This is a genomic window from Niveispirillum sp. GW835-FHT14G11 (assembly GCF_058793615.1).
Window position 1 is genome coordinate 40,331 of record NZ_JBXAFZ010000024.1, and the last position, 25,616, is coordinate 65,946.

Here is a 25,616-nt window from a genome sequence, read left to right on the forward strand (position 1 = left end):
CAGCATGACACCGCAAGCCATTCGCCGCTGGTCGGTTCTGCATCGCTGGTCGTCGCTGCTGTGCACCCTGTTCATGTTGCTTCTGTGCGCAACCGGTCTGCCGCTGATCTTTCGGGAGGAGATTGACCGGGCGCTGTCAGGTCCGGGCGCGGAAGCTGGTGCCTCCGCTGCACGGCCGCTGGAGGAGATCGTTGCCACCGGTTCCACCCTGCAGCCTGACCGGGTTGTGCAGTTCATCGTCTGGGAACCGGAGACACCCGGACATATTACCCTGTCCATGGCCGCCACGGCCATCGCCTACCCGTCGGATAATGTCAGTGTTGTGCTGAATGCAGCGACGGGTGAACCGGTGGGCGGGGGCGATGCCGGTATCATGGAACTGGTGTTGAAGCTGCACGGGCAATTGCTGCTGGGACCGGCGGGCCCGCCGCTGCTGGGTCTGATCGCCATTGCCTTCCTGCTCTCCCTCCTGTCCGGCATCGTGCTCTATGCCCCTTTCATGCGGCGGCTGCCTTTCGGTGCTGTCCGGCGTGATCGCAGTGTCCAGGTGCGGCGGCTGGATTGGCACAACCTGCTGGGCATTGTCACTGCCGCCTGGTTGCTGGTCGTCGGCGGCACGGGCTGGATCAATGCCTGGGGTGGCTATATTTTCCAGATATGGCAGGTGACGGCCATGGCACCGACCCCACCGGATGCGGCGATCCGCCCGCCGCTGGTGTCGGCTGGTACCGCCCTGCATACGGCCCTTGCGACCCTGCCCGGCCATGCCCCCGCGATCATCGCCATGCCGGGATCGCTGATGAGCGATCCCGATCATTATGCGATTTATCTGCACGGCGGCAGTGCCCTGGAAAGCCGATTGATGCAGGCAGTTCTGGTGGATACGCAAAATGGGGTGGTGGCATCGGTACCCGACATGCCCTGGTACATCATCGGGCTGTTGCTGTCGCAGCCGCTGCATTTCGGCGACTATGGCGGTCTGACGCTGAAGCTGCTGTGGGCCATTCTGGATATGGCTGCCATTGCCGTGCTGTGGACGGGGCTGCGGCTCTGGTGGCGGGGAAGGGGTGTTGCATGAAGGCGGTTCAGATATTCGCTTTTCCCGCCCTCTGCGCGGCCTTAACCCTGGCGGGCCTGATTCTGGCGCTGGTCATGGATGGGGTCGGTGATGCGGCGGCCACCCTGTTCCTGTTGGTGCCACCGCTCATCGCCGCCATCGCCAATTACCGGTTCCGCACCCGGATGAAGCACCGAGAGGATACTGGATCGTGATGTAGCATCACTGCAATTGGTTGTCGGCATGGTGAATATGGGGATGTCCGGTCGCGCCAGGAATTTGCGGGCCCGTATCTCATGTCTGGCGGCAGCGGGATGGCTTCATGCCCCGATAGCGCTGATAGGCAGTGCTGAACTTGCTGGGGTTTGTGTAGCCCACCGCTGTTGCCGTTGCCGTTACGGACAAGCCCTCGCGTAACAACGCTTCGGCCTGTGCCATTCTGGCGTTTGTCAGGAACTGGTGCGGTGGCAGGCCCGTCGCATCCCGGAAGGCCCGACTGAAACTGGCAGGGTCGCGGCCGACCAGGGCGGCCATTGCCGGCACGCCCGGCCCTTCTTCGAGATGGGCTGCAATAAACTCCTTGACCTTGGTGACCTGGACAGCCGTCAGCGGCCGGTCGCGCCGTCGCGCGGGCGGATCACCGGCTAATTCCCCCAGCCGAATGAAAACCTGACCGATGCAATGGTCGAAGAATGCCCCCGAAAGCCCATGTATGGCGCTTTCATGCCAAAGGGTGGTCATGATGGCCGTCAGCAAGGGATCGCGGTGGATCCGCATTGCGGCTGATGACAGCAAGCGACCGCTATCCGCAAGGCTCAACCGGTCATCCAGTCCTGTCGGATCAATGCCGATGGCGACCATCCGGCAGCGGTCCCAATGAACGCACGCCCCGTCGTCTGGTGGGCAAACAACGACCGATCCTGGTCGCAACACACCCGCTAGGGTTCCGTGCCGTGACTGGCGTTGGATCGGTGCCACTGACCGGGTGCACAGGCCGAGGCTGATATAGTCTGCTGGCGGCTGATCGCCGGAAAAGCGGGTATAATCCAGCACCGCCATGCGCACCCGTCCATCCGGTGCCATGGCAATCTGTTGCGGGGTGACACCCAGGCCGGCTGCGCGTTGACGCAACGCGTCAAATTCAGCCTGCGCATCCATATCCAGGTCCGCCTGTGTCGATTTCGACATGATTGGAGCAATTTCCCCAGGAGTGGAGTGGCGGGCATCGCCAGATGCGGTAAGGAAACACGGACTGCGAATTATTCGCAATATCGCTTTTCGCGCTTGGGGTATGAGAGAGATGAGCCGTTGGATCGCCAGTGTCGGTGCCATTTCCGTGTTGGCATGTGCCCTGCCTGTTGGTGCCCAGGAGGATGAGGGGGTGGTTGGCATACCGGAAATCATCGTCACAGCGGAAATGATCCGCCGCCCGCAGATGCTGACGGGGAATAGTGCGGTTATCCTGACCCGCAAGGATCTGGAGGATCGGTCGGGCCTTGATACCGTTCGCGATGTGCTGGAAACGGTCCCCAATCTCACGTTGGTGACGGGGACCGGCAAGGCACCCACCGTGCGCGGGGTGGATGGCACCGGGCCGGCGGAAAATGCCAACGCCTTCTTCGCGGGAAGCCGGGCGCGTCTGAACTGGCGGATTGATGGTCGGCCCGCCAGTTACAACGAGGTGGTGTTCGGCGATGTCGGGCTGTGGGATATCGACCGTATCGAGGTGTTGCGTGGCCCGCAAAGCACCCTGGTCGGGCGCAATGCCATTGCCGGTACGGTGGTGGTGGACACGATCGACCCGACCTTTGTGCGCGAAGGGGCGGCCCAGATCGCCGCTGGCAGCGATGACCAACGCCGGGCATCTGCCATAGTCAATCTGCCGATCCTGGCCGACAGCGTCGCCCTCCGCCTTTCCGCGGATCGGTATCAACGCGATTCTGTCACCAGCTATGATGGCTATGAAGGGGTGAGCGATCCCGGCCGGGTCAAGTCAACGACGCTGCGGGGCAAGCTGCTTTTCACTTCGCCTGCTGATCCAGATCTGCGTGTGCTGGTGACGGGGGCGCATGTCGACCATCGCGGGCCCAATGGCGAGATCATTGTCCGACCGTTTGCCGACCGCCGCTCCAATTTCCCCCAGCAGCCGGTGCATGAACCACGCACGGACAGCCTGAGTGTGGAGGCGGGAATTCCCCTGTCGGACGGTTACAGGATCGAGTTGTTCACCTCCTATACGGATTTCCGGTTCCGCCGCCGGGCTGTGCCCAACAGCTCCAATGCCCGCATCGACACAGACGAATTTATTGCCGAGCCGCGCCTGCGGTACGAGGCAGCGGATGGTGCGTCGTTGGTCGGGGGCCTTTACCTGTACCGGGCGCGGCAGAAGGAATTCATCGAGTTCATTGCGGCCCAAAATTTCCGCGACAACACCGACACTGCCGCCGCCTATGTCGAAGGATTGCTGCCGGTCAGCGAGACGCTCGACCTGACGGCAGGGCTGCGGTACGAGCGGGAAGAACGCGAGCGCAATGGTGGGGATGCCGCCGGGGCCATTGCTCGCATCCAGTCCGATGCGACCTATGATGTGTTTCTGCCCAAGCTGGGCGTGACCTGGCACCCCAGCGACCGTCTGAGCTGGGGTGCCCAGATCTCACGCGGATACAATGCCGGTGGTGGCGGCATCGCGTTTGCCATCCCCATCGTGAACTATGAATACGGGCCCGAATATGTATGGACGGCGGAGCTTTTCGGCCGCCAGAAATGGGCCGACGGGACCATCAGGACAACACAGAACCTATTCCATTCCCGGTATCGGAACATGCAGTTGCCATTCGACCTGACACCTGCCAACACCCATGACGAAGCCTTTGTAGTCCGCAATGCCCCGCGGGTTGAAACCACGGGTGCGGAGTTGGGCATCGAGGGCACTGTTCTGGATGGCGTTACGGCGCGCGCCCAGCTTGGCCTGCTGCGAACCCGGATCACCCACTATCCGGGCTCCGGCCTGGAGGGGAACGACTTGCTGACGGCGCCTGACGTCACGGCGGGCGGCAGTCTGGAATGGCGCCATGGCGATTTCACCGCCTCCGGTGCCCTGACTTATACCGGTGCCTATTTCACCGATGTCAATAATCGCCCACGTGGTCGCACCGACGGGCGCGTTATCGCCGACATTCAGGCTTCCTATGATCTGGGCCGGTTCCGCTTCTTCGGGTCGCTGAAGAACCTGTTCGACAGTGAGGCGGCCCTTGCCCGTTATCCCGGTGTCGTCCCGACCGGCGGCAGTGGCGTGGAGGCCGACTATGACAGTGCGGTGCTGGTTCAGCCGCGCACCTTCCTGGCGGGTGTCAAGGTGACGTTCTGATGAAGCCGATCCAGACATCGCTTACCCTCTGGCCCCTGGTCATCGCGGTTTACCAGGGGCACGCATCCCTTGACGATCACCTGGCCCATCTGGCCGCGTGGAACCTATGGTTCACGCGCGGCCCGCGCTTCATTGTGTTGCGGGTTTTCATGGATGAAGCGTCGCTGGATCAAGCGGATGGCGTCGCCAAGGCGACAAAGCAATGGCTGACCGATGGGGCAGGAGACGCCATCCGGTCACAGGTCGATGCCATGGTGAACGTCGTGCCGCCATCCGCTTATGGCCGGATGGCGGCCCTGAGTGTGGAGAAGGTATTTGGCGTACCGGGCCTGATTACAGCGGAACTGTCGGAAGGGGTGGAGTGGCTTCGGTCACAGTATCCAAAATTCTGTCAGTGGGAGCATGTTCCTGATACTGTACAGAAATGTTCAGTGATCAAGTCCTGTAAGGAAGATTGATACGGAGGTCTGAAATTACAGCTGAACCTCGCCCTATCATCCCTACATCGATACCCTTAAATTGACCAATACACGGCGCGGTTGTCCCCAGAGGCCGGCATTGAAATAGCCGACATTGCGATAATACTTCCTGTCAAAGATATTGGTGGCGTTGACGCCAACGCTGACCTGCTCGCTGACCTGATAGCGCGCCATCAGGTCAGCCAGGAAATAGGCCCCTTGGGTGACCCGGCCCTGGGCCGTGATCGGTGTGCCATTGGCGTTGAAGCGGCCCGTGGGGATGGCCTGATTCTGGTAAATCTCGCTCTGCCAGGTAACGCCGCCGCCAAAGCTGTAATCGCCCAGTCTGTAGTTGCTGAACAGGCGCAGCATATGGGCTGGGCTGACGGTGAAGGTCCGCGCGCCCGTCTGGTCCTCACTGCGGGCATAGGTATAGCCGCCGGTCAGGCGCCATTCTGGTGTGATCGACCCCGAGACCTCGGCCTCCGCTCCCCATGTTTCGACACCCTTGACAGCGCGATAGGCGTCGGCCCCGTCGGGCAGCATGCCTGGGGTGGCGGTCGGGTCCAGTTCCGCCACATTGTCCTGCTGCATATGAAAGCCGTTCAGCGAGCCATAGAGCCGCTTGTCAAAGAACTCGCCCTTGAATCCAGCCTCGTAATTGGCGCCGGTCAGGGGCGCCAGTTGCTGATTGTCCCGGTCACGCTGGCTCTGCGGCCGGAACACCTGGGAATAGGACACGAAGGCAGAGATTTCTTCGGTCAAATCGACCACGGCACCCAGATAGGGGCTGAGCTTGGTGTCGGCATTGACGGCACTGATCGATGTCCGCACGCCGGCGGTGGAGAAATTCTCCGTTTCCGTCTCGAAATCCGAATAGCGCACACCGGCGATGACCTTGACCCCGTCCATCGGGTTCAGCCGGATGGCGCCATAGACGCCGCTTTCCGTGGAATGTTCCAGGGTGCGGGGAATGCCCAGATTCTGCACCGTGGGCATGCCGATATCGCCCGTCCAGGTGTAAATGCTGGGGAAGGTCGTGCCATAGGGCCGGCTGATGATGCTGGCATGCATCGACGCGAAATCACGGTCATAATAGTTTGCACCGAACACCAGTTCATGGCTGCGCCCGAACAGCTCAACGGGCCCGGACGCATAGGCATCCAGCGAATCCTCCCGCGTCTCGCCCACGCCATAGGTGTCCGACCGGCCCAGACCCAGGCCGGTGGCCTTGTTGATGAAGCTGGTGGCACCGGAGTTGGAGCCGACATAGAGCAGGCTTTCCGTGTCGGTCCAGCGCTTGTTATAGGCAAGGCGCGCCACCCAGTCCCCGATCGACTGTTCCAGCGAGCTGGACAGGTTGATATTGTCGCGCTGCCACCGGCTCCACTTGGATGCGGCACTATAGGAACGGTCGGTGCGGATGCGGGTACCATCGCTGTAGAATAGCGGTGAGGCGCCCCAGGAGCCGCCCTGGCTGTCGGTGCGTAGATAATCCACGCCCACGCGCAGGCGGGTGGTCTCCGTGATGTCCCCCTCGATCACGCCATACAGGCTGGGCGACTTGTCGCGCTGGAAGCGGACATGGCTTTCCCGGTCGGTATAGGCACCAACCAGGCGGGCGCGGATGCGGCCATTCGCCAGCAGCGGCCCGCCGATATCGGCCTCGGCCCGCTTATAGTTCCAGCTGCCATAGGTCAGGCTGGTGCTGGCCTTGACGGTCTCCTGCGGCCGCTTGCGCACCATGTTGATGGTGGCGGATGGGTCGCCGGTACCGGTCACCAGACCCGTGGCACCACGCACGATCTCCACCCGCTCATAGATTGAAGTGTCGCTCATCACCGAGTTGGCGGCAGCCCCGGTCTGGAACACGGTTGGCACGCCGTCGAACTGGAAATTGGTGATGGGGAAACCACGCGCCAGGAAGCGGGTGCGATTGCTGTCATAGGATTGCACCGTGATGCCCGGTGTCTGTTCCAGCACGTCGGCGACGGTGATCAGGTTGTAATCCTCGATGCGCTCCCGGGTCATCACCGTGACCGATTGCGGCGTTTCGCGCAGAGAGAGCGGCAGCTTGGTGGCCGTGTTGGCGGCGCGCGCGTGATAGCCCTCGGTCCGATGCAGCACCAGGATCTCGTCCAGCAACTGCTCGTTCCCCTCCGTCGCCGTCTGGGCCAGCGTCGGACCTGCCAGCAATGCCAGCGACAAGGTGAGGGCGGTACCGGCCCGCACGCACGGGCGGCCTGAATGAGGACGGGACATTGGGTTTCCTTCGAATTTCGTAAAGAAACGGCGGTCAGGCACGGCTCAGCGCCGCCTTGGAGTTACGTAGGTGCGGGTCAGCACCAGAGGGCCTGCGGCGACGCTCAACAATCCGCACCAGGCGATGCTGCCCAGTGCTGGCCCCCAGGACGCGGCGGCGGACCCCCAGGACAGCGCCAGCAGCGACCAGCCCAGCAGGCGCAGGGTGAAGGCCCCCCGTCTGGAGGGGCGGCGGCCCACCAGCCAATGGTGATGGTCTTCCATGGCCAGCGCTAGACAGGCAAAGCCGGCCAGGGCCAGCAACCAGGATATCAGGCTCATTCCCCGGCCACGGCCAATGCCGCCTCCCTTGGGGCACGGCCCTTGGCGGGGGCCACGCGCGGTTTGTGACGATGGACCTTCACGGCGATGGCCGCCAGCGACAGACCCAGAGCCATGAAGGTGATGTCGGTCCAGAAGCGGGTGGCGTCACCATGGGCTAGGTGCTGCCACATTCCCTGGCCGGATAGCTGGTCAAAGATCGGCAGGGCCACAAGCGCTGCCCCGGTCAGGCCGAACTGTTCCACCCAGCCGCGCTTTGGGGGGCGGAGAAAGGCATAGGCCAGGGCGAGGCCCCAGGCGATGAACATGGCGTTCACCTCCCCATGCCAGCGCCCCTCCATGTCCACGGGCAGCAGCCGGTTGGCCCACAGCATGGTGACCATGCCCAACGGCAATCCCGCCACCGTGCCGACATTCAGCCGTTCCACCAGCCGGAAGCCGATATGCGGACGAGCCGGATCGGGCAGCTTTTCCCGTCGCTTGGCAGTCCACATCACCAGCCCGGTGCCGACCATCACCGTGCCCGACAGTCCGGACAGGAAGTAGAGCCAGCGGACCGTGATGGGGGAGAAGCGGCCGGCATGGATGCCGACCATGGCATCACGCGTGGCCGTGCCGGCACCGCTGGCCGGTGCCTGGCCCAGCAGCGTGCCGCTCACCCCGTCGAACACCAGCGGTTCGCCATCATCCAGGATGGAATGGTGCAGGTCGCGGCCCATGGTCACGCGGGCGGACGCATCGCCGGGATTGGCGATGCGGATGCTGCCGGGGCCGACGCCACCCCACACCTGACGCGCCTTTTCCAGCATCACGCCCATCGGTGCCATTGGTGCCGACGTGGCGGCGTATGTGGCGGGCGGCACGTTGGGCTGGGTGGCGGCGAACGCGGCGTTGCGGTCATCGAAATTGGCCAGCATGCCCCAGGGCATATACAGCGCCATCAGCGTGACCAGCCCGGTATAGGTGATCATCAGATGGAAGGGCAGGGCCAGCACGGCGGTGGCATTATGCCCGTCCAGCCAGCTGCGCTGCCCCTTGCCGGGCCTGAAGGTGAAAAATTCCCGGAATATCTTCTTGTGCGTGATGATGCCGGTGACGATGGCGATCAGCATGAACATCGAACAGAAGCCCACGAACCAGCGCGCCCAGATCACCGGCATGTAATGCAGGTCGAAATGCAGGCGGTACCACAAATCGCCACCGCGCGTTTCCCGCACGGCCACGGGCTGACCGTCACCATCCACCCACAGGCTGTTGGTGGCGTCGGGCCAGCGGAATGGACGGCGTGGTTCACCGGGGGGCAAGCGTTCGGTCCACACCCCCTGGACGCCCACGCCACGCGAACCCGGCAGGGTGATCGACCAACTGGTGGCATTGGGCGCGCGGGCGGCCAATGCGGCCAAGGCACCCTCTACCATCCGCCGTTCATCCTCAGGCGTGCGCATTTCCGATGTCACGGACAGTTCCGGCCGCATCCAGCGGCTGATTTCCTCGCGCCAGAAACTGGCGGTGCCGGCGATGAAGATCAAGAACAGCACCCAGCCGACCAGCGGGCCGGTCCAGGTATGCAGGGCCGATTGCGTCTGGCGGAAACCCTTCATGCCGGCCATCCCGCTTGCATGGAAAGCCAGGCCAGCCCGCCTGTCAGCAGTGCCAGCCCCCATATCCACCCTGTCACCAACAGTGCCCGGCTAGCGCCGAAGGTCCAGACCACGGCACCCGCGAACAGGGCGAAGGACAGGGTCGTGGCCGCCATGGCGGTCTCCAGCGGCGAACCGGGCAGCATCCGGGCCAGCAGCGCCGTGGCCGCCGCCGTCAGGGCATAGCCGCCCACCGACGCCGTCAGGATTCGCAACGGCACGTCCCAGACGGGACGTGCTCTGGTGCTATTGGTGCGGTTGGCCTTGCTGCTTTGGGTCATCGGGTTACCTGTCTGCTGTCCGGCGGTCAGAAGCGATAACCGACGCTGCCCACCACCGATCGGCGGGCACCCAGGAAACAATCGCCACGAGCAAGGCAGGTGGAAATGTATTTCTCGTCTGTCAGATTGTTGACATTGAGGCTGAGCCGCCAAGCATCCTGATTATAGGACAGCATCAGGTCGGCCAAGGTGTTGGCTGGCGTATTGATGATGATGGTTCTTGCACTGTTTTGATCGGTCTGGCTGCCGACATAGCGCACACCGCCGCCCAGCTTCACCTCAGCACCGTTCTCCAGCGGGAAGGTACGGGTTACGAAGGCTGACGCCATATGGCGCGGGGTGGAACTGGCCGGCTTGCCGATCTCCGTCGCCACATTGCTCTTGGATGTTTTGGCGTCGGTGTAGGTATAGCTGGCGCTGATCGTGTACAGCTCCAGGAAGGCTGCCTGCGCCTCGAATTCAAAGCCCTGAGCCTTGATTTCACCTGTCTGTACACGGTCCAGCGGGTTGGTGGGGCTGGTGGTGACGCGGTTGGTGTCGCGAAGGTCGAAGATGGCGCTGGTGAGCAGGATATCCTGCATCGGCTGCCATTTGACCCCGGCCTCCCATTGTTTGCCGATCTGCGGATCAAACGGCTCCCCGGCCAGATTGGTTCCGGCCACGGGCAGGAAGCTTTCTGAATAGCTGACATAGGGGGCGAAGCCGCCTTCGACTTCGTATAGCAGGCCAGCTCGGTAGGAGGTGGCGCTGTCCTTCTTCTTGGTCTCCACCCCCGCCGGGGTCAGGGTCGAAGACCGAGCATTGTCATGACGCAGACCCAGCAGAAGGTTCCAGCCCTGCCATTTGATCTGATCTTGAAGGTAGAAGCCGATCTGTTTCTGTTCGGAGGTATTGCCCTTGGCGCGTGCAGGGGCAGTGAAGCCACTCGTATAGACGGGGTTGAAAAGGTCGATGGGCGTGGTCAGGCGCGTGGTGATCTGGTCCAGCTCCTGCCGGTATTCCTGCCAATCCATACCGGCCAGCAGGGTATGGCTGATGCTGCCCGTGGCGAAATTCCCCTGAAGCTGGGTGTCGGACGACAGGATGCGGACATCGGGATAGGACCCTGTCAGATAGCGCCCGACATTGCGCTGTGCGCCGGTATAGCCGGCCTGGCCCGCCGACAGGAACGGCTTCAGCGGATTGCTGAAAGAGTTGGAATAGATGGTCTGATAGGTGACCTCGCTCCAGGCAGCGCGGAAATTCTGCCGTGCCTGCAGCCAGTCGGTGACCTGCTGCGCCAGGAAGGCGGAGACATTGGTCTGCTCGGTCTTCAACTGGTCATAGTCGGGTTCCCCGATGAAGGTGGAAAAGCCGATCTGGCCATTGGGATTGTCATACAGCGTCCCGGACCAGGGAAAGAACTGGGTGGTCAGGCCGGTATCATCCTTCTGGTGGTAAAGCTGGATCGTGGCCTCGGTTTTCTCGGTCGGACGCCAGGTCAGTTGCGGGGCAATGAACCAACGGTCGTCATCAACGTGATCAACCTGGGTATCGCCCTTGCGCGCCAGCCCGGTTACACGGAAGGCGAGGGTCTCTTTCTCGTCCAGCGGGCCGGTCAGATCGAACTGCACCTGTTTGCGGTTATAGCTGCCATAGGACAGGATAACCTCGTTCGAGGCGGTGAAATCCGGGCGCTTGCTGGTCAGGTTGACCACACCGCCGACGCTGCCCTGACCGTAGAGGACCGAGGCTGGTCCCTTCACGACCTCCACCCGTTGCAGCATGTAGGTGTCGGCGCGGGCGACATTATAGCTGTCATAAGATGTGCGCATCCCGTCCAGATATTGCAGCGGGCGGGTGCCGCGGACCAGATAGCTGTCGACGCGGCTGTCATTGCCATAGGCGTCGGACCGCACCCCGGCGCTGTATAGCAGCACATCCTGGATCGACAGGGCCCCCCGTTCTCGCATCTGTTCGTCAGTGATGACAGCGATGGATTGCGGGGTGATGGCCAGCGGGGTGTCGGTCTTGGTCCCGCCACTGGCCCGCCTTGCGCGCTCTCCCACCACCACGATCTGATCCCTGTTGATGGCCTCCGCCACCTGCTGCGCATCGCCCGACGCGGTATCGGCCAGGGTCGGGGCAGAGACGCTGCCCAGCAGCAAGGACAGAAGCAGCACGCGCGGTGCCGCTACGGAGGAGGGCCGGACAACAGACATGATAGGGCTCCAAACCGAATTAAGAGCTATTCGCATCTTGTTTACTGGTGTGGGCGCAGAATGCGAATGACTCTTAACCGCATATGTGTGCTGCATTTGTTGCATGGGTGTTTGTGCCGCTTTCGCTACTGAATGCCCGTAAAACAGCATATGCGAATGCGATTGACTCTTATTAAAATAAATGGGTACCACAAGGGCGACCCGTGGGGGAGGGGTAATTATGTCCAGATCGAATGTTGTTTGTGCCAGCACTGTCGCCTTGCTGGCGCTGTCAAACGCTGCTGTCGCACAGCCTGTCGCCGCCACGATGGAAACCGAGATCATCGTGACCGGGGAGAAGGTGGCGCGGTCGCTTCAGGATACGGCCTCTTCGGTCGCCGTGACGACCGATCAGCGCCTTGAGGACGAGAATATTCAGTCTTTGCAGGAGATCATCCAGCGCACCGCCAATATGGCGGAGACGTATGGTGTCTCGGGCTTCACCATCCGTGGCATCGCCAATCGCGGCGTGTCGGCCGGTGGAGACGCGCCGTTGGCCACCATCTATCTGGACGGGGCAGCCTTGCCCGATGGGATCATCGCGTCCGGTCCCACCGACACCTGGGACTTGGGCCAGGTGGAGATTTTCAGGGGTCCGCAATCGACGCTGCAGGGCTTGAACGCACTGGCCGGGGCCATCGTGCTGCGCACACAGGATCCGACCTTCCATTGGGACCTGAAGGGCCGCGCCATCCGGTCGAGCGGCGACACGACCAGCTTCGCCCTGGCCGGTGGCGGGCCGCTGGTTGCCGATGAATTGGCTTTCCGGGTCGCGGCGGAGAAGCGCGACAGCGACAATTTCATCCATAATGTCACGCGCGACACGCCGGAGGAGCCGTTGGACAGCACCCTTGTGCGGACCAAACTTCTCTGGACGCCACAGGCGCTGCCCGAACTGGAGGCGCGGCTGGGCTTTACGCATTTCAAGAAGGAGGCCGGGTACACCTTCACCTATGCCAGCACGGCGGCGCCAGACTTTTATGACGACCGTGTCGCCTATGGTGATTATCCCAACAGCAGCGATACGCGCGCCGATATCGTCAATCTGGAGCTGGACTACGCGATCGCTGACCGCACGTCGCTCAGTGCTGTCAGCAATTACAGCGATGTCGACCATCATCGGACCTATGATGGCGACAATACTACCCAACCTGTGAGCTATGGCATCAATCCGGCGCAGTACAAGACCTTCTCACAGGAACTGCGGCTGCATCATGATGCGGATTGGTTGAAGGGGCTGGTGGGTGCCTATTATTACCATCGCGACCAGCAGACCAATTCCGAAAGCCGGACATTGGTGCCGACCCCCGTCAATCAGGTCTCGCTGCTGTTGCAGGCAGCTGGGTTCGATGCTGCCACGGCGGGACAGATCGCCTCGCTTTACGCAACCGCCCTCCCCAACATTACGGTGCAGTACGCTGCCGACATGCCGATGAAGGTGGAGACAATGGCTCTCTTCACCGATGGGCGGGTGGAATTGACCGATCAACTCTCGCTGCTGGGTGGCCTGCGTTATGATCATGAGCGCAATACGGTCACGGTGACGCAGACGGCCAGCTTTGCGGGCACCTATCCCAACCCCGCCGCCTTTGGCCCCTATGCCCCGCTGATCACCGCCATCAATGCCGGTGTGCAGGGGCTGGTGGATCAGGCGTCGGGCGCGACACCGCGCTCCACGCGCAATTTCAACGCTTGGCTGCCCAAGCTGGGGGCCGAATGGGCCTGGACGCCGGACCTGTCCACGACCTTCCTGGTCCAGCGTGGCTACCGATCCGGCGGCACAACGGCCAACACGGCGCGTTCGCTGGCCTTTGCCTATGATCCGGAATTCACCTGGAACTATGAACTGTCCCTGCGCTCACAATGGCTGGACGGGCGCCTGACCCTGAATGCCAATGCCTATTACATCGACTGGAAGGATCAGCAGACGACGGTCAATTTCGGCCTTAACCTCTATGATTATCATACGGTCAATGCCGGCCGCTCCCATGTCTATGGCGGCGAGGTGGAATTGAGCCACCGGATCACCGGCGATGTCGACTGGTACGCCTCGCTGGGCCATACCAGGACGAAGTTCGATGAATTCCAGACCAATGTCGGCTCGGCCACGGACCTGTCCGGCCTGGAATTCCCCTATGCGCCGCGCTGGACGCTGGCGGCCGGGGTGAATGTCCGCTTCGGTGACGGTTTCGCCCTGAACGTGAATGGCAGCCACCGCACCAAGGTCTTCGGCGACGTCTCGCGTCCGCAGGAGAATATGCGGCTTGAGGCCCGGACGCTGGTGAATACGAAGCTGGCCTACACCTATGAGGATTGGACCATCTCCGTCTTCGCCAACAACCTGTTCGATGAGAAGTATAAGCAGTACGAGTATGCCGCGACACAGCAGGCCTTGCTTGGGGCGCCACGGGTGATCGGCGTGATGCTGGAGGGGCGGCTGTGAGCGACCAACTGCCATTCGCGCTGATCCTGGCGGCTGGGCTGGGCGGGGTTTGGGCCTTGCGCCAGTCTTGGCGTCTGGGCGGTGGTCAGGGACGGTGGCCCTGGCTGCTGTTCGGTTGGACGCTGATCCTGGTCAGTCTTATTGCGCCGGCCTGGATGCTGGGTCCGGCTCGCGGACCCTTCATCGCCCTGTCACTGGTGCCTGTGGCAGCCCTGTATCTAGTCGCGTTGGGCCTGCAGGTGCGCAAGGCCCGTGCCGGAAGGGCGGGACGTGAAAGCCTGGCACCTGAACCGCTGGAACGACCTGGCACGACCTGGCGCACCATCCTGCGCTGGTCGCTGGCCGGTCCCATTGGCATGGTGGCGGCCCTGGCTATCGGCATTGCCTATGCCGTGTGGGTGCCGGGCGAGGCGCAGACGCGGCTGGTCGTGGGCGGGCTGCTGGTGCCCGTCGTCTGGGGCGGGGCCATGGCCTGGACGCTCGCCGACAATCGCATCATCCGGGCTACCGCCGTGCTGCTGGGCACGGCGCTGGTCGGCTTCACCGCTTCCATCCTGAAGGGCTTCGCATGACGGACCTTCCCAATAGTGCCAATCGCAAGCGCCGCCCCCTCCTGCCGCCCGGCTTCGTGGTTGCCGTCCTGAAGGGACATAGCGGGCTGGGCCTGGCCTTCGCCGCCATCCTCTATGTTGTCTGCTTGACCGGCAGCATCGCCGTCTTTGCCCATGAGCTGCAGCGCTGGGAAAGTGCGGGCATGCCACGCGTGGATGCTGTCTCGCCGGAGACGGTACAGAAGGCAATGGCAGCGGCGGTTGCGGCCACAGGGAAGGGGGTGGAGCATGTCTATATCACGCTGCCCGGCGACGACCTGCCCTGGTTGAAGGTGACGACCGATGTTGCCGGCACCACCCGCCACTGGATCGCTGATGCCGATGGTACTTTGACGGAAGGGGCCGCAAGCCCGTGGACGGAGTTCCTGACGGCCCTGCATATCCATCTGCATCTTCCGCGCAGTTGCGGCATGTTCCTGGTCGGATTGACGGGGGTCGCCCTGCTATCCTCATTGATCTCCGGCCTGCTGGCGCATCCGCGTATCTTCCGCGACGCCTTCCATCTGCGCTTTGGCGGGTCGCGGCGGTTGCAGGAGGCCGACCTGCATAACCGGATCGGGGTTTGGGCGCTGCCCTTCCATTTCACCGTGTCATTGACAGGGGCATTGCTGGGGCTGACGACGCTGATCGTCGGTGTGCTGGGCCTTGCGGTTTTCCAAGGGGACACGGAAAAGGTCTATGCCCTGTTCGTGCCGCCGCACCCGGCGGACGACCCGCGTCCGGCCCCGCTGCTTGACCTTGTGCCGATGTTTGCGGAACTGGCGCGGCACACGAACGGGCGGATTGAGTATATCTTCCTTGAACACCCGACGGAAATGGGCGGGGCCGCCCTGTTCAATGTCGATGACGGGTCACAACGTCTGGCTCACACCGACGCCTATACGTTCGACCGTGACGGCAAGCTGTATTTCAGCCAACGCGCCGATCAGGCAAATGTGGGGGAAGGGATCATCGGCTCCCTGGGTACCCTGCATTTCGGCTGGTTCGGTGGCGGGCTGGTGAAGATCGCCTATGGCGTGCTGGGTCTGGGGCTGACTTATATGGCCATGAACGGGGTGACCATCTGGCTGGCGCGGCGGCGTGACAAAGGACGACCGGCACCGGGATGGGAACGGGTCTGGACGGCCACCGTCTGGGGTCAGCCGCTGGCGCTAACCGGTGCAGCGATCATTGTTCTGGCGGTGCCGGAGGCGACGCAACAGATGGCTCTGGCCGTATGGGGCGTTTTGACCTTGGCGGTATTGGCCGCGGCGGCCTTCCTGAGCGTCGATGTGCTGTCGCGTTGGGGGCGGTTGCTGTCGGGGCTGCTGCTTGCAGCGCTGGCGTTGCTGCATGCACTATTACGGATGGGGCCGGGCGCCGACCCGATGGGCTGGGCCGTCAATGCGGTACTGCTGGTGATGGCGGTCCTGCTTCTTGCCAGTATCCGGTTCGGCCGAACTGTTGTTGATAATCAGTCGCAACCCAGCTAACTGAGGTCTGTGCATCTTATCGTTCTGCTGGGGGATAAAGTGGGCGACGCCGTCGCGGATATCGGGGGGCTATATGCGACCCATTGCGGATGGTTGCGCGACTGGCTGCGCCGGTACACGCATTGTCCGCAGCGGGCGGCCGATCTGGCGCATGACACTTTTTGTCGGCTGTTGGAGAAACGGCCCGTACCGCCGGAGGATGCCAAGCGTTACCTGGCCACCGTCGCCCGTCGTCTGCTGATTGACGATATCCGCGCGCGGGAGGTGGAGCGTGCTTATCTGGATATCGTTGCTGACCGATATGGCAGCGCCGACCACCTGACGCCAGAGCGCATTGCCGAAGCGGTGCAACTTCTGGACGGCATACTGCGGCTGCTGGAAGGCTTGCCGCATCTGGTGCGGCAGGCTTTCCTGCTGCGGCGAATGGATGGGTTGGCGCATGCAGAGATCGCGTCGACCCTGGGGGTATCGGATCGGACGGTGAAGCGCCATATCGCAGCCGCCTATTCCCGATGCTACATCCTGGCCTATGGGGAAGCCTGATGCGGGCGGCAACTACCCCGACGCCAGAGATCGTGGCGCGTGCTGCCCATTGGGCGGCATTGCTTGACGACGAAGGCGTCAGTCATCGGGTACAGGAGGCGTGTGAGCGCTGGTGCGGCGAGGATCCGCGTCACCGTTTGGCGCTGGAGCGGATGCGGGGGCTGGCGGGCCGTTTCGACCGGCTTGACGGGGCGGAGCGCGCGGCATTGGGCATGGCTGCCAAAGGCCGGTCGCTTTCGAGGCGACGCCCGGCCATGGTGGCGCTGGGTCTGCTGCTTATGCTGGTGGGGGCAGGCTGGCTTTCGGCTTCCCCCTGGTTGGCACCGCTTTTCCCCGATCATCAGACCGGACGTGGGGAACGGCGGTCGCTGGTCCTTTCCGACGGCTCTGCCCTTACCCTTGATGGGGGAAGTGCCGCCGATGTCGATATGGCTTCGGCGGAGCGCCGGGTCACGCTGTTCCGGGGACAGGTTCAAACCACAGTGTCACCTGATGCCGCCCGCCCCTTCACCGTGGCGACGGTGGACGGCACGGCAACGGCCCTGGGCACAGCGTTCATTGTGCGTAAAGAGGGTGGGCGCACTCTTGTTACGGTAGTGGAGTCCCGCGTGCGTGTCTGCGCACAGGCCAACCCGGCGGATTGTCGGCAACTGATGGCAGGCCAACGGGCGATGATCACCCAGGCGGGTGTGACGCCGCTGTCCGATGTTGATCCGCGCGCGGCCACGGCCTGGACGCGCGGCTGGCTGGAGGCGGATGATATGCCGGTGGCGGATCTGCTGGCCGAATTGAACCGGCAGCGGGAGCGACCGATCCGGTGTGATGCCAGTCATTTGACCGATCGGCGTGTGACCGGCAGCTTTCCTCTTGACGATACCGACCGTGCGGCACAGGCCCTGGCGGCGGCCACCGGCCTGCGGTTGACACGCGACAGTCAGGGCAACCTGCTGCTTTCCGCCAGCCGCTGAAAATATTTCGACGACAGCCTGTCCCGTTTCGCAAACTCGCCCGTCCTCCATGGCGGAAAGACATTCTTACCAAGGATTGGGATGATGGTTTGCGATTGGAAGAAGATGGGCCAGATGGCCGCCACCGTGGCGCTGCTGTCCGGGGCGGGCATTGCGACGATGCAACCGGCCAACGCACAGACAGCCTCGGAGCAGGGTTTTGACATTCCCGCCGGCCCCCTGGGTGCTGCCGTGGCGCGGCTGGGACAGCAGGCGGGGATGATCATCACCGTTGACCCCGATCTGGTGCGCGGAAAGCAGACGTCCGGTCTGTCCGGGCGCTTCACGCCTGCGGTGGCCCTGGAACGGCTGCTAGCCGGTACTGGCCTGCGGGCCCAGGCGGGGGTGGGTGGAACGTGCAACCTGTCGCCCTTGCCCGCATCCGCCCGGCCCGCCGGGCGGGTACAGGATGCGGCGACTGATGACCTGCCGGAGATCGTGGTGGTCGGCGTACTGACCGACGTTGCCATTGACCAAAAAGAGATCGAGATGCGGCAGGCGTCCGACCTGTCAGACCTGTTCCGGCAGGTGCCGTCGGTATCGGTGGGCGGATCGGTAGGCATCGCCCAGAAGATCTATGTGCGCGGGCTGGAGGACAGTCTGCTGAACGTCACCGTCGATGGCGCGCCCCAGCATGGGACGCTGTTCCACCATGTCGGCCGGGTTTCCATTGAGCCCGAATTGCTGAGAAGCGTCGAGGTGCAGGCGGGGGCTGGCGAAGCGACCGCGGGCTTTGGAGCCATCGGTGGTGCCATCCGCTTCCGTACCAAGGATGCTGATGACTTGTTGGCGGCTGACCGCAATATGGGCGGTATCGCCAAGGCGGGCTGGTTCAGCAATGATGCCTACAAGCTGAGTGGCACGCTGTACGGTCGTCTGGCCGACGACATCGGGTTTGTCGGTTCCTATGTGCGGGTCGATCGTGACGATATGAAGGATGGTGCCGGTAAGCGCCTGCGCGGTACGTCGGCCGAACAGGAACTTGGCTTCGTGAAGCTCGGCGGGCAGGTGGCAGACGATCATCATCTGACCGCCAGCTTTGAACAGCGAAATGAAAAGGCATCCTTTGGTCAGCGCCCGAACTGGCCCGTGCTGGAGGGGGCGCGTCTGTTCCCGGCAGAGGGCAAGCGGCAGACGGCGGTCCTCAACTATCAGGGGGAGTTTGATCTGGTTGACCTTGAGGCGACCGGATACTGGACCCGCTCGCGCTTCGTTCAGGATCGTTATGACCGCTGGGGTCTTTATGGCGGCAACATCCGCAGTCAGGGGGCCGACATCCGCGCCCGTTTTGACGTCGATGCTCATGCGGTGACGGTGGGCGGTGAATATCGGGATGATCAGGTTGTCGGCGAATATCTGGGCGATCCGGCGGTCTGGGGCGGCTGGGCGTGGAATGCCGCTATCGGTCGTTTCAAGGAAAAGGGGGAATTGCTGGGCCTTTACGTGCAGGATCATTGGCAGGTGACGGAGCCGCTGTTGGTCAGCCTGGGCGCTCGCTATGACGCCTATGATCTGGATCAGGTGACCTATGCCAACGGCACCGACAGTGACGGGATCAGCCTGAATGCGGGCCTGAACTATCAGATCACCGACGCGGTATCCGCCAATCTGGGTTATGCCGAGGCCTTCCGTGGGAAGGAGATCGGCGATGCCTTTACCCTGGAGAAGCGTCCGGGCCGCATCTCGCTATCCCCGACCCTGAAGCCCGAGAAGGTCGGGAATTTTGAGACGGGTCTGGTTTATGATCTGGATGGGTTCCGCGCCTCTGTCGCCTATTACAACATGCGCATCAAGGATGTGATCCTGGATCAGATTGGCAATGGCGCAGCACCGCAGGACGCCGTCTATTACGAAAATGTGGGGCGGTTCCGGGCCAAGGGCATGGAGTTGAGGGCCGGATATAGCCACGGCCCCTTCGCCATCGACGCCTACTATAACCACTACCGGTCCCGCCTGAATGGCGACCTGATCGAAGGCTATGAACATATCGGCCTGGGCAATTCCGTCGGCGATAACTGGAGCCTGACGGCGGGTTACGCGCCCGCGCCCAATCTGGGGTTCGAGGTGGCGGTGACACGGTTCGATGCGCTGAAGGATATCGAGGTTTTGCAGCGCGGTGTCTCCATCGGCTGGATCGACGAAACGCAATATGTCAGCAAGCCCGGCTATACAGTGGTCGATCTGTTCGCCCGCTGGCAGCCGCTGGCTGATGACAGCCTGACCCTGACAGCCGGCGTCTATAACCTGTTCGACAAGCTGTATCGGGCGCATGCCAGCGTGGCCGACTATAATGCCATTGCGGGTTGGGAAGGGGTCGCTGGGGTCTATGAACCGGGCCGCGACATTCGTCTGTCGGTTGCCGTTCGCTACTGAGATGGGCAAGGCGGTTGGAGAAACGGGGGCGGCATTCTGGCGATGGCGTCCTCTGGCGCGGCGGCTGCATCGCTGGTTTGGGCTGCTGGCTGTCCTCTGGCTGTTGCCGCTGGCACTGACCGGATCGGCAATCACCTTCTACGACGAACTGGACCGCTGGCTTAACCCGGACTGGCGGACAGTGTCCTTCCACGATGGTCCGTCGGCCTTGGACCAGGCATTGGTGGCGGCGTCACAGCATTCGCCGGGCTTCACCGCGCGCTTCCTGGATATCCCCAACCGCGCAGGTGACGCTATCGCCATGATCGGCACCGCGGAGATCGGTGGCGGCGAGGCGGTCGCTGTACAGCTTTTCGCGGATCCGCGTGATGGGTCCGTGCTGGGCTGGCGGCAGACAGAGGTCCTGTCGTTTGACCGCCGGCATCTGATGGACACACTCTACGCCCTACATATGGATCTGATGTTGGGGCCGGTCGTTGCGTGGGTGCTGGGCCTGATGGCTCTTTTCTGGATCATTGATCACGTCATTGCTGCGGCACTTTCATTCCCCGCCTTTGCCAAATGGCGGGCATCCTTCGCGGTGGCTGGGCGCAGGTTCAGCCTGAAATGGTTGTTCGACCTGCATCGGGCCGGCGGTTTGTGGCTGTTCCCGGTCACGCTGATACTGGCCGTCACCTCTTTGACCCTGATCTGGCACGACCAGACGCGGGACGCGGCCCGGCTGCTTATTCCGGTATCAGAACGTCTACATGAGCATTTTCCATCCCATTCGGTATCCAAACCGGAGGTGAGCGTGGAACAGGCCGTGGCCTTGGCGGGAGGGCAGGCCGACAGCGTCGTGCTGCTGCATCGTCTGGGGGTCTACGGCGTCCGCTTGTTCGATGAACGCGATATGGACGACTACGGACGCCTGTGGGTCTATGTGTCGATGGTCGATGGCGGCATTGCTGGCCGCCGACATGACCGGGGGGAGGGGGCCGGCGATCTGTTTTTCGCCTGGCAGTATCCGCTACACTCAGGCAAGGGGTTAGGCATGATGGGCCGGGTTCTGGTGCTGTTGGCCGGATTGTTGACCGCCGGACTTTGCCTGACAGGCCTGTGGCTTTGGTGGCGACGACGCTGAGCGGCTGCAGCCTCCCGCATCTTTTCTGCAATGTGATTGGCGACGCAGGCCCAGGTGTCATCGACGATCCCGCCACTCGGATTTGGTGACTGCGCATCGACTGGCAATCCTGAACCGACGTCCTCGTTCCGACTTGGTGCCTTGGGGAATCGCAGCCTGTTTGGCGATGAAGCTGGACACCTTCTCCGCTGCGCTCCTGACCGGATCAAGTGCCAGATGGGCATATCGGGCGGTGGTCTGCACCTGAGTATGGCCCAGCAGTTTCCCGATCATCGGCAGCCCTTCGCCCAGGAACAGCGCGCCGCTGGCAAAGGAGTGCCGCAAATCGTGAATTCGAACATCGTCCAGCCCCGCCCGTCGCCGAATGCGTCGCCATGGTGGTTGCAGGTCAGTCAGCCTGGCTCCGTCCTTTGTGCCCGTTATGACCCAGGGATTGTCCGGCAGCTTCGGGATGGCGCGCAGGACGGTGGCAACAGCGTCGCCGAACATGACGACTTTGGCCCCCGTTTTGGAATCCGGCAGCCTGAACGCCTTGGTTTGCCAGTCGATATAGGCCCACTTTAAGGTCATGATTTCGCCAAGCCGACATCCAGTCAGCATCAGCAGCCTGATGGCCGCGATGACGGACAAGGGTTCCGATCCCGCTGCCTCCAACTCGGCGAGGGTTCGGCCGAGCGCGGCATACTCGTCGGCGCTGAGGAAGCGCTCCCGCTTCTCCTCCGGGAACTTCTTCACATGCAGACAGGGATTGCTGCCGTCAGGGCGAAGGCCCCATACCTCAGCCAGATTGAACATCTTGGATAACACGCCAAGGGTGTCCGTCGTCAAAACAAATGGGACGGTTGGCTGACTTTGTGAACGGAGGTTCCGGCTCTTATCCGGCGTGAGGCCCTACTCGACAGAACGGTCTGATGGGGCAGAAATCCGTGGCGCCGAAATCGGGAACCTACATAACGGAGCGACTGGACGACGGTGTCGGCCAAGCTGTCCGGGGCAACAAAATGCTTATCCGTCCGCGTGCGTGTTGCCACCGTGCGCGGCGATGAACATGGCGACGGCCGACCGGCAATAGGATTCAATCTCGTTGTCGTCCTCCGCTCTCGCCTCATCGAAGCGTGCGATCAGCAGGAGATCGGAGCCTTTGAAAAGCGCGGCAAACAAGCGTGCGGACTGGAGCGGATCGGGCACGTTCAGAACCGCCTTCGCGTGCAACTGACGCAACAGGGCCTCGATTTGGACCAGGATATGAGCGGGACCGGCTTCGTAATGGAGCTTGCTCAACGACTTTTGACTCGTCATGTCGGCCATGACCATGGCTTCGACATTGCGGACGTCCGAGCGCAGCAGCGTGCGAAGCAGTGATGATCCCACCGCCATGAGCTGATCTTCGGCCGAACCGTCGACGCCTTCAAAAAGGCCCTGCGGTATTAACTGATGGCAGCGGGCTGCAAACGCCGCGCCAAACAACGCCTCCTTGCTCTCGAAGTGCCGATAGATGCTGAGCTTGGATATCTTCGCTCGCTGGGCGACCTTGTCCAAGGTCGTCGCTTGAAAACCCAGTTCCGCAAAAAGTTCGCCTGCGGTGTCGACGATCGTTTGGCCAAGCGCTTCGTTGGTGGGCCGGCCACGCCGGCTCTGTCTGTTCTCGGTCACGACAATTACAGTCCTTGACGGTATCATAATTCTTTGATTACAATACCACTAGGTATCGTAAATGTGCAAGTCGGCCCTGCCCAACCCCAACACGGAGCCCATCCTCATGGATGACGTCATCATCATCGGCGGCAGCTTTGCCGGCCTCGCCGCCGCTCTGCAGCTTGGCCGTGCCCGCCGCAAGGTCACCGTTCTCGATACCGGCCTGCGGCGCAATCGCTTCGCGGGCCGCTCCCACGGTGTGCTTGGCCACGATCATAAGCCCCCGTCGGACATTTGGGCCGAGGCGCGGCAGCAACTGGCCCGCTATCCTGCGATCAGGCTGCTCAATGCCCGTGCCGACAGCATCTCCGGCACCATCGACAATTTCTCCGTCCTCACTGGCGATGGCGAAAGCCTTAGCGCGCGCCGCCTGATCCTGAGCTATGGCGTTGTGGACCAGATGCTTGACGTACCGGGCTTTGCCGAGAGCTGGGGTACAACCATCATCCCGTGCCCCTATTGCGACGGCTTCGAAGTTGCCGACCAGCATTGGGGCCTTGTCTGGTCGGGTCCGCAGTCGATGAACCAGGTCAGGCTGTTTCACGATTGGACCAACAATTTGACGGTCTTCGCTGATGGTCATGACATCACACCCGAGATCAGGGCCGATCTTACGGCCCGACAGGTACCTCTCGTTGATGGTCGGATCATCGGGGTCGCCCGCCACGGGAACCATGGCGCCACCATCAAGCTCGATACCGGCCTCGATGTCGCAGTCGATATCTTATTCGCGCATCCGCGTACCAAGCCTTCCGCAAGCCTGCATGACTCACTGGGCCTCGCCACGGTCAATACGCCAACCGGCATCGCCCTCAAGACTGACGAGCGCCGCGAAACCAGCATGCCCGGCATCTACGCCGCCGGCGACCTCGCCAACCCCGGAATCCCTTCGGTCACCACGGCAATGTGGCAGGGTGCGATGGCGGGTATCTTTGCCCAGCAGTCGATGCTGGTTTGAGAGCAAGCAGCATTGATCACGCCAGCTTCAATCTCACGACAGGCAGGAGTGAACTGATGGTGTGGATGCCCCTTCACCTTGGGATGGTTGGTTTCCAGGTTAAGGTTTCCGACGGGCGTCACACTGGAGGTCATGATGGAGGCGACATATTTGCTTGCGATCGACCTGGGCAAGCGGCATTTCCAGGTCTGCGGGACGGACGTTGGCGGCAAGGTGCTGTTCAATCGGCCTTTGTCGCGACTGAAGCTGATGGAATTTCTGGCAAAGCAGCCTGGCTGCATCGTCGCGATGGAGGCTTGTTCGACCAGCCATCACTGGGGCCGCATCGCCCAGGGTGCCGGGCACGAAGTGCGACTGATCCCACCGATCTATGTGAAGCCGTTCGTCAAGCGGCAGAAGAATGACGCGGCGGATGCCGAGGCCATCGCGGAGGCTGCCCGTCGACCAAACCTGCATTTTGTGGCGGTGAAGAATGCCGAGCATCAGGCGCGGGCGGTCACCTTTCGCACGCACCAATGCTTTGTGCGGCAGCGGACCCAGTTGATCAACGCCCTGCGCGGCCATCTGGCGGAATTCGGCGTGGTCGCGCCGGTCGGAGCGGCCAACATCAAGCAGCTGGAGCAGGCGATTGCTGACGAAAGCTGTGCAGTGCCTGTCGTCGTCCGGGAAATGGCCGGCTTCTACCTGGATCAGATCAAGGCCCTGACGCTGAGGATTGATGAACTGGTGCAGCGTCTGCATCTGGCATCGCGGACGGATGCGCTCCTGCGGCGTCTGTGCACCATTCCCGGCATCGGGCCGGTCACCGCAGGGGCGCTTGCGGCCTTCGCGCCGGATCTGCGGACCTTTACCGACGGCAGGAACTTCGCCGCCTGGCTCGGCCTGGTGCCGAAGCAGTTGTCGTCCGGCGGCAAGACCCGGCTCGGCGGGATGAGCAGGATGGGCCAGGACGACATTCGCAAGCTGCTGATCGTCGGTGCCATGAGCCGCATCCGGTGGATATGCCGACGGGGCGCGACGGCGGACAGTTGGCTTGGCCGCCTGCTGCTGCGCAAGCCCCGCATGGTTGTCGCCGTCGCGCTGGCCAACAAGATGGCGCGGATCATCTGGGCGATGGTCACCAAGCAACAGGATTATCGAACGGCGTGATCCGGCAATCGACCAGCGCGGTTGACGGGTTGCGTTGCGGGCCCCCGCGGCCCGGGCAGGAAGATCGACTGACGGTATAGGCGGCAAGGACTTCAATGTTCAGGTGGGGAGAACCAGTCCCGGCGCGCGGGCGGCAAAGCTCTCTGAACCGATGTGGACCCCACCTCTCGAACAGCATACCGGCCCGTGGCCCGTTCAGGCCACATCACGAGGCCTGACACACGACCGATCGAATTCCTCGCAGCTGATACGATGTCAGAAGTTTCCTCTTGCTTAACCGGGGGCATCCACACACGCGCCGGGATTGTCCGCGGCATCCGTCTTGTTGCGTTTGACGTAGGGTTTTACATATTGCGGCGGAAGCAGCCGAACATCGTGGCCCAATCGGGTCAGTTCCCGCGCCCAATGATGAGCGCTGGAACAGGCCTCCATGCCGACAAGACAAGGGGGCAGCTTGGCAAAGAACCCCGACAACTGCCCTCGGGCCAGCCGCTTGCGCAATACCGGCTGGCCGACACTATTCACACCATGAACCTGGAAAACCGACTTGGCGATATCAAGACCGATCATCTGCACAGACATGGCACGCCTCCTGTTGGTGCATGGCACGCCTCCT

The 25,616-nt window shown here is 62.5% G+C and carries 21 protein-coding genes and 1 pseudogene; 13 read left to right on the forward strand and 9 right to left on the reverse strand.

Features of this window, described 5'->3' with window-relative positions; all coding sequences use genetic code 11:
• Window positions 1–4 precede the first annotated feature (4 nt).
• Both AC1Q7F_RS29330 and AC1Q7F_RS29335 read left to right on the forward strand, forming a co-directional pair.
• Window positions 5–1,078, forward strand: coding sequence for a PepSY-associated TM helix domain-containing protein (locus AC1Q7F_RS29330; protein ID WP_492512110.1), 1,074 nt, complete (start codon window positions 5–7; stop codon window positions 1,076–1,078).
• Window positions 1,075–1,272 (forward strand): hypothetical protein, encoded by a 198-nt coding sequence (locus AC1Q7F_RS29335; protein ID WP_492512111.1) that lies wholly within the window; start codon window positions 1,075–1,077, stop codon window positions 1,270–1,272. Before AC1Q7F_RS29330 ends, AC1Q7F_RS29335 begins: the two co-directional genes overlap by 4 nt.
• A gap of 79 nt (window positions 1,273–1,351) precedes the next feature.
• Here the strand turns inward: AC1Q7F_RS29335 and AC1Q7F_RS29340 are convergent, their stop codons facing one another.
• Complete coding sequence (locus AC1Q7F_RS29340) at window positions 1,352–2,245, reverse strand: helix-turn-helix domain-containing protein (RefSeq protein ID WP_492512112.1); 894 nt, start codon at window positions 2,243–2,245, stop codon at window positions 1,352–1,354.
• A gap of 112 nt (window positions 2,246–2,357) precedes the next feature.
• Between AC1Q7F_RS29340 and AC1Q7F_RS29345 the strand changes: the two genes are divergently transcribed.
• Both AC1Q7F_RS29345 and AC1Q7F_RS29350 read left to right on the forward strand, forming a co-directional pair.
• Window positions 2,358–4,424, forward strand: coding sequence for a TonB-dependent receptor (locus AC1Q7F_RS29345; protein WP_492512113.1), 2,067 nt, complete (start codon window positions 2,358–2,360; stop codon window positions 4,422–4,424).
• Window positions 4,424–4,882, forward strand: coding sequence for a hypothetical protein (locus tag AC1Q7F_RS29350; RefSeq protein WP_492512114.1), 459 nt, complete (start codon window positions 4,424–4,426; stop codon window positions 4,880–4,882). Before AC1Q7F_RS29345 ends, AC1Q7F_RS29350 begins: the two co-directional genes overlap by 1 nt.
• A 42-nt stretch (window positions 4,883–4,924) precedes the next feature.
• On the opposite strand, the gene AC1Q7F_RS29355 is transcribed toward AC1Q7F_RS29350, so the two are convergent.
• From AC1Q7F_RS29355 to AC1Q7F_RS29375, 5 genes are read right to left on the reverse strand one after another with little or no spacing between them, the layout of a single operon-like run.
• On the reverse strand, window positions 4,925–7,144 hold the full coding sequence (locus AC1Q7F_RS29355; RefSeq protein ID WP_492512115.1) for a TonB-dependent siderophore receptor: 2,220 nt from the start codon (window positions 7,142–7,144) through the stop codon (window positions 4,925–4,927).
• 45 nt (window positions 7,145–7,189) lie between these two features.
• Entirely contained in the window at window positions 7,190–7,465 is a 276-nt protein-coding gene (locus tag AC1Q7F_RS29360) for a DUF3325 domain-containing protein (protein ID WP_492512116.1), read from the reverse strand.
• Window positions 7,462–9,066 (reverse strand): PepSY-associated TM helix domain-containing protein, encoded by a 1,605-nt coding sequence (locus AC1Q7F_RS29365; protein WP_492512117.1) that lies wholly within the window; start codon window positions 9,064–9,066, stop codon window positions 7,462–7,464. The genes AC1Q7F_RS29360 and AC1Q7F_RS29365 overlap by 4 nt, the downstream gene beginning before the upstream one ends.
• Window positions 9,063–9,386 carry a hypothetical protein gene (locus AC1Q7F_RS29370; protein ID WP_492512118.1) on the reverse strand — a complete coding sequence of 108 codons (324 nt, stop codon included), beginning with the start codon at window positions 9,384–9,386 and terminating at the stop codon, window positions 9,063–9,065. The genes AC1Q7F_RS29365 and AC1Q7F_RS29370 overlap by 4 nt, the downstream gene beginning before the upstream one ends.
• A gap of 26 nt (window positions 9,387–9,412) precedes the next feature.
• The gene (locus AC1Q7F_RS29375) at window positions 9,413–11,587 is read right to left on the reverse strand and encodes a TonB-dependent siderophore receptor (protein ID WP_492512119.1); all 2,175 of its coding nucleotides are present in this window, start codon (window positions 11,585–11,587) and stop codon (window positions 9,413–9,415) included.
• Window positions 11,588–11,807: 220 nt separating this feature from the next.
• Between AC1Q7F_RS29375 and AC1Q7F_RS29380 the strand changes: the two genes are divergently transcribed.
• The 7 genes from AC1Q7F_RS29380 to AC1Q7F_RS29410 all read left to right on the forward strand — a co-directional run bounded on the left by AC1Q7F_RS29380 (window position 11,808) and on the right by AC1Q7F_RS29410 (window position 21,198).
• Window positions 11,808–14,069 carry a TonB-dependent receptor gene (locus AC1Q7F_RS29380; protein WP_492512120.1) on the forward strand — a complete coding sequence of 754 codons (2,262 nt, stop codon included), beginning with the start codon at window positions 11,808–11,810 and terminating at the stop codon, window positions 14,067–14,069.
• Window positions 14,066–14,641, forward strand: a complete 576-nt coding sequence (locus AC1Q7F_RS29385; RefSeq protein ID WP_492512121.1) for a hypothetical protein — start codon at window positions 14,066–14,068, stop codon at window positions 14,639–14,641. The genes AC1Q7F_RS29380 and AC1Q7F_RS29385 overlap by 4 nt, the downstream gene beginning before the upstream one ends.
• A complete protein-coding gene (locus AC1Q7F_RS29390) occupies window positions 14,638–16,152 on the forward strand; it encodes a PepSY-associated TM helix domain-containing protein (RefSeq protein WP_492512122.1) in 1,515 nt (504 codons plus the stop codon). The genes AC1Q7F_RS29385 and AC1Q7F_RS29390 overlap by 4 nt, the downstream gene beginning before the upstream one ends.
• Window positions 16,153–16,191: 39 nt before the next feature.
• Entirely contained in the window at window positions 16,192–16,695 is a 504-nt protein-coding gene (locus tag AC1Q7F_RS29395; protein ID WP_492512123.1) for a sigma-70 family RNA polymerase sigma factor, read from the forward strand.
• Complete coding sequence (locus tag AC1Q7F_RS29400) at window positions 16,695–17,663, forward strand: FecR family protein (protein ID WP_492512124.1); 969 nt, start codon at window positions 16,695–16,697, stop codon at window positions 17,661–17,663. The genes AC1Q7F_RS29395 and AC1Q7F_RS29400 overlap by 1 nt, the downstream gene beginning before the upstream one ends.
• 84 nt (window positions 17,664–17,747) lie before the next feature.
• Window positions 17,748–20,075: a TonB-dependent receptor gene (locus AC1Q7F_RS29405; RefSeq protein ID WP_492512125.1), complete on the forward strand. Its 2,328-nt coding sequence runs from the start codon at window positions 17,748–17,750 to the stop codon at window positions 20,073–20,075.
• Window positions 20,029–21,198, forward strand: a complete 1,170-nt coding sequence (locus AC1Q7F_RS29410) for a PepSY-associated TM helix domain-containing protein (protein WP_492512126.1) — start codon at window positions 20,029–20,031, stop codon at window positions 21,196–21,198. The genes AC1Q7F_RS29405 and AC1Q7F_RS29410 overlap by 47 nt, the downstream gene beginning before the upstream one ends.
• Window positions 21,199–21,255: 57 nt before the next feature.
• Here the strand turns inward: AC1Q7F_RS29410 and AC1Q7F_RS29415 are convergent, their stop codons facing one another.
• Window positions 21,256–22,005 carry a tyrosine-type recombinase/integrase gene (locus AC1Q7F_RS29415; protein WP_492512127.1) on the reverse strand — a complete coding sequence of 250 codons (750 nt, stop codon included), beginning with the start codon at window positions 22,003–22,005 and terminating at the stop codon, window positions 21,256–21,258.
• Window positions 22,006–22,203: 198 nt separating this feature from the next.
• Window positions 22,204–22,851, reverse strand: coding sequence for a TetR/AcrR family transcriptional regulator (locus AC1Q7F_RS29420; protein ID WP_492512128.1), 648 nt, complete (start codon window positions 22,849–22,851; stop codon window positions 22,204–22,206).
• Between the two features lie 106 nt (window positions 22,852–22,957).
• Between AC1Q7F_RS29420 and AC1Q7F_RS29425 the strand changes: the two genes are divergently transcribed.
• Window positions 22,958–23,851 (forward strand): NAD(P)/FAD-dependent oxidoreductase, encoded by an 894-nt coding sequence (locus AC1Q7F_RS29425; protein WP_492512129.1) that lies wholly within the window; start codon window positions 22,958–22,960, stop codon window positions 23,849–23,851.
• A gap of 135 nt (window positions 23,852–23,986) precedes the next feature.
• Window positions 23,987–25,000 (forward strand): IS110 family RNA-guided transposase, encoded by a 1,014-nt coding sequence (locus tag AC1Q7F_RS29430; protein WP_492512130.1) that lies wholly within the window; start codon window positions 23,987–23,989, stop codon window positions 24,998–25,000.
• A 291-nt stretch (window positions 25,001–25,291) separates the two neighbouring features.
• On the opposite strand, the pseudogene AC1Q7F_RS29435 reads toward AC1Q7F_RS29430, so the two are convergent.
• A pseudogene (locus tag AC1Q7F_RS29435) lies at window positions 25,292–25,582 on the reverse strand (IS110 family transposase); the annotation flags it as partial.
• Window positions 25,583–25,616: the final 34 nt, after the last annotated feature.